This window comes from Pseudoalteromonas sp. L23 (genome assembly GCF_021728455.1).
Classification (GTDB): domain Bacteria; phylum Pseudomonadota; class Gammaproteobacteria; order Enterobacterales; family Alteromonadaceae; genus Pseudoalteromonas.
In genome coordinates, this window is the sequence record NZ_JAKKCW010000045.1 from 1 (window position 1) to 2,883 (window position 2,883).

At 51.1% G+C, this 2,883-nt stretch carries 1 rRNA gene; it reads left to right on the forward strand.

Features of this window, described 5'->3' with window-relative positions:
* Positions 1-12: 12 nt before the first annotated feature.
* Positions 13-2,883 (forward strand): 23S ribosomal RNA (locus tag L3V43_RS23585); the annotation flags it as partial.

A 2,883-nucleotide genomic window follows, 5' to 3' on the forward strand; every position in this document is an offset into this window, starting at 1 on the left:
TTTGGGTTGTATGGTTAAGTGACTAAGCGTACACGGTGGATGCCTTGGCAGTTGGAGGCGATGAAGGACGTACTAACTTGCGATAAGCCTAGTCAAGCCAGTAAGAGGCGCTTGAGACTAGGATTTCCGAATGGGGAAACCCACCTGCTTGCAGGTATCGTTAACTGAATACATAGGTTAACGAGGCGAACGCGGAGAACTGAAACATCTAAGTACCCGTAGGAAAAGAAATCAACCGAGATTCCGAAAGTAGCGGCGAGCGAAATCGGAGCAGCCCTTAAGCTTTAGTGTAGTTAGTGGAAGATGCTGGAAAGCATGACGAAACAGGGTGATAGTCCCGTACACAAAAACTTATCTAAAGTGAAATCGAGTAGGTCGGAGCACGTGAAACTTTGACTGAATATGGGGGGACCATCCTCCAAGGCTAAATACTCCCAACTGACCGATAGTGAACCAGTACCGTGAGGGAAAGGCGAAAAGAACCCCTGTGAGGGGAGTGAAATAGAACCTGAAACCGTGTACGTACAAGCAGTAGGAGCCTACTTGTTGGGTGACTGCGTACCTTTTGTATAATGGGTCAGCGACTTATATTCTGTAGCGAGGTTAACCATTTAGGGGAGCCGTAGCGAAAGCGAGTCTTAACTGGGCGCTTAAGTTGCAGGGTATAGACCCGAAACCCGGTGATCTAGCCATGGGCAGGTTGAAGGTTGAGTAACATCAACTGGAGGACCGAACCCACTAACGTTGAAAAGTTAGGGGATGACCTGTGGCTAGGAGTGAAAGGCTAATCAAACCGGGAGATAGCTGGTTCTCCCCGAAATCTATTTAGGTAGAGCCTCGGACGAATACTTACGGGGGTAGAGCACTGTTAAGGCTAGGGGGTCATCCCGACTTACCAACCCTTTGCAAACTCCGAATACCGTAAAGTAATATCCGGGAGACACACGGCGGGTGCTAACGTCCGTCGTGGAGAGGGAAACAACCCAGACCGTCAGCTAAGGTCCCAAAGTGTATGTTAAGTGGGAAACGATGTGGGAAGGCTAAAACAGCTAGGAGGTTGGCTTAGAAGCAGCCACCCTTTAAAGAAAGCGTAATAGCTCACTAGTCGAGTCGGCCTGCGCGGAAGATGTAACGGGGCTAAACATACCACCGAAGCTACGGCTGCGTACGTAAGTATGCGGGGTAGGGGAGCGTTCTGTAAGTGGCTGAAGGTGTGCCGGGAGGCATGCTGGACATATCAGAAGTGCGAATGCTGACATGAGTAACGACAAGAGGAGTGAAAAACTCCTCCGCCGGAAGACCAAGGGTTCCTATCCCATGTTAATCAGGGTAGGGTGAGTCGACCCCTAAGGCGAGGCTGAAGAGCGTAGTCGATGGGAAACGGGTTAATATTCCCGTACTCGGTATGAATGCGATGGGGGGACGGAGCAGGCTAGGCAAGCATGGCGTTGGTTGTCCATGTGAAAGGCTGTAGGCTGGTGACTTAGGAAAATCCGGGTTGCCAAGGCTGAGAGTCGAGACGAGCCACTAAGGTGGTGAAGTTGTTGATGCCCTACTTCCAGGAAAAGCCTCTAAGCTTCAGTTCATACTGAATCGTACCCTAAACCGACACAGGTGGTCAGGTAGAGAATACTAAGGCGCTTGAGAGAACTCGGGTGAAGGAACTAGGCAAAATTGTACCGTAACTTCGGGAGAAGGTACGCTCTTGTTTGTGAAAGACTTGCTCTGTAAGCAAACGAGAGCCGCAGTGACCAGGTGGCTGGGACTGTTTATTAAAAACACAGCACTGTGCAAAATCGTAAGATGACGTATACGGTGTGACACCTGCCCGGTGCCGGAAGGTTAATTGATGGGGTTAGCTTAGGCGAAGCTCTTGATCGAAGCCCCGGTAAACGGCGGCCGTAACTATAACGGTCCTAAGGTAGCGAAATTCCTTGTCGGGTAAGTTCCGACCTGCACGAATGGTGTAACCATGGCCACGCTGTCTCCACCCGAGACTCAGTGAAATTGAAATCGCAGTGAAGATGCTGTGTACCCGCGGCTAGACGGAAAGACCCCGTGAACCTTTACTACAGCTTGGCACTGAACATTGACCCTACATGTGTAGGATAGGTGGGAGGCTTTGAAGCAGGAACGCTAGTTTCTGTGGAGCCGACCTTGAAATACCACCCTTGTAGTGTTGATGTTCTAACTTAGGCCCCTGAATCGGGGTTGAGGACAGTGCCTGGTGGGTAGTTTGACTGGGGCGGTCTCCTCCCAAAGAGTAACGGAGGAGCACGAAGGTTTGCTAAGTACGGTCGGACATCGTACGGTTAGTGTAATGGTAGAAGCAAGCTTAACTGCGAGACAGACACGTCGAGCAGGTACGAAAGTAGGTCATAGTGATCCGGTGGTTCTGAATGGAAGGGCCATCGCTCAACGGATAAAAGGTACTCCGGGGATAACAGGCTGATACCGCCCAAGAGTTCATATCGACGGCGGTGTTTGGCACCTCGATGTCGGCTCATCACATCCTGGGGCTGAAGTCGGTCCCAAGGGTATGGCTGTTCGCCATTTAAAGTGGTACGCGAGCTGGGTTTAGAACGTCGTGAGACAGTTCGGTCCCTATCTGCCGTGGGCGTTTGAGAATTGAGAGGGGCTGCTCCTAGTACGAGAGGACCGGAGTGGACGAACCGCTGGTGTTCGGGTTGTGATGCCAATTGCATTGCCCGGTAGCTACGTTCGGAACTGATAACCGCTGAAAGCATCTAAGCGGGAAGCAGGCCTCGAGATGAGTTCTCACTTTGACTTAGAGTCAACTGAAGGGCCGTTGAAGACTACAACGTTGATAGGCGAGATGTGGAAGTGCTGTGAGGCATTAAGCTAACTCGTACTAATTACCCG